We start from the raw sequence: 1699 nt of genomic DNA, 5'->3' as shown, positions 1-1699 counted from the left end.
ATATACAGACGTTGATCCATCGAATGAACCAAACCGCCCACATATCTCTTCAGATATCAAATTTTCAAACAGCGTTGAGACAAAAGAAACTGAGATGCGCCCTAACTTCTTGGCGCGCCCCGCCTCTAATACCTCGAATTCTTATCTGCCTCGTGATCCGAACCACCGCGTCTCCGCTGCCGTCCGCCCCGTCTGGCGCCCCAGCGGTGCGTCTCAGCGCCGCCGGTAGAGGGGGTTCTAAGGTTAGTGGGGTAAAGCCGCAAGCAGAAATTTGAGAAAAGATGAGATTTCGGGGAACTTTTCGGCAAGATGCTGAAATGGCGTGCTATTTCTATAGGGGCGGGCCCTGAGTTTCGCCGCGTTGGTAGCATACGGCTGCGCAGAACCCTCTTTGACCCGATGAATCATCTCCGAGTTCAGCGCCATAGAGGTGGAAACTGGGTGAATCGCCCCGTGTCAGCGCGACTCGCTGAACACTCGCGCGCTGACGGCCCAGACGTGGGCAAACCTACAAAGAATAGATTGCCGCCGACCGACATAGCCTTAAAGGCACGGCCCTGTCTCTCGCGGATGCAGGACTCCGCTAAGAACGATACGCCGCGCGGCCTCTCGCTAATCTAAGGAAATGTGGCAGGGGCTGAGGGACTCGAACCCACGACCCTCGGTTTTGGAGACCGATGCTCTACCAACTGAGCTAAACCCCTATGCCGGTGGCTTGGGTAGTCGCAAACGGGCCGCGGATCAAGAGCAGATCTGACCTTTCCGCCGATATTCTCTTCTTTGGGGAACATTGAGCGCTCAGCTTACGTTTTCCCGTCGAACCAAGCCCGAAATTGGAGGACGACCGATGACTATGAACAATCTTAAAGACGTCTACACCGACCAACTGCAAGACCTCTATTCTGCCTGCAAGCAATCGCTCGAAGCGACCAACGCTCTGGGCCGCGCAGCCGAGGACAAGGAGTTGAGCGAAGCGCTGATCGACGGCAGCAATGGAATCGCCAAGGGCATGGATGTGCTGAAGTCCATCTGCGCCAAACATGACCTCGACCCGGAAGGCGAGCACTGCCACGGGATGGAAGGCCTCGTGAAAGAGGCGCATAAACATGTGCTGGAAGAAGATTTTGGCGACAGCGATGCCCGCGATGCGATGATCATCACGCAGTATCAGCGGATGGTGCACTATGCTCTGGCGGGCTACGGCTGCGTTGTCGCCTTCGCCAATCGTCTGGGCGAGAATGAAGATGGTGCACAACTGCAGGAGCAGCTTGATCATACCTATGATGGTGACCGCCGCATGACAGAGATCGCGACCAAAGGTGGCGTGAACGCTGACGCCGCTTGATTGCAGTTGAATTGGAATGATGAAAGCCGGCTCTTACGGGGGCCGGCTTTTCTGTTTCAGGGGGATTGCCCACCCTGCCAAAGCAAAAGGCCGCAGCAAACGCTGCGGCCTTTCGATTCTTTCAGACGTCAGGCCCGAAGGCCCGATCCAAAGATCACTCAGTGATTTTGGAAACGACGCCCGCGCCAACAGTCCGGCCACCTTCACGGATCGCGAAGCGCAGGCCATTTTCCATGGCGATCGGTGCGATCAGCTCAACGCCGAAGGATACGTTGTCGCCGGGCATGACCATCTCGGTGCCTTCTGCCAGCTGAACGGTGCCGGTCACGTCAGTTGTACGGAAGTAGAACTGCG

General features: G+C 56.5%; 1 protein-coding gene, 1 tRNA gene and 1 pseudogene. 1 reads left to right on the top strand and 2 read right to left on the bottom strand.

The genetic code is table 11. From position 1 onward, the window contains the following. Positions 1-628: 628 nt before the first annotated feature. A tRNA-Trp gene (locus tag HKX24_RS17575) sits at positions 629-704 on the bottom strand. Positions 705-847: 143 nt separating this feature from the next. Here HKX24_RS17575 and HKX24_RS17570 point away from each other — a divergent pair. Continuing rightward, on the top strand, positions 848-1345 hold the full coding sequence (locus HKX24_RS17570) for a DUF892 family protein (protein ID WP_067260565.1): 498 nt from the start codon (positions 848-850) through the stop codon (positions 1343-1345). 154 nt (positions 1346-1499) lie between these two features. On the opposite strand, the pseudogene tuf reads toward HKX24_RS17570, so the two are convergent. Continuing rightward, a pseudogene (tuf, locus tag HKX24_RS17565) lies at positions 1500-1699 on the bottom strand (elongation factor Tu); the annotation flags it as partial.

It is taken from the genome of Sulfitobacter sp. M85, from assembly GCF_029285915.1.
GTDB lineage: Bacteria > Pseudomonadota > Alphaproteobacteria > Rhodobacterales > Rhodobacteraceae > Sulfitobacter > Sulfitobacter faviae.
Note: the sequence above shows the minus strand (reverse complement) of the source record. Positions and strands in the feature narration are given on the sequence as shown.

Coding starts and splice junctions, on each gene's coding strand:
- HKX24_RS17570 (WP_067260565.1), top strand. CDS start 848: ATGACTATGAACAATCTTAAAGACGTCTACACCGACCAACTGCAAGAC.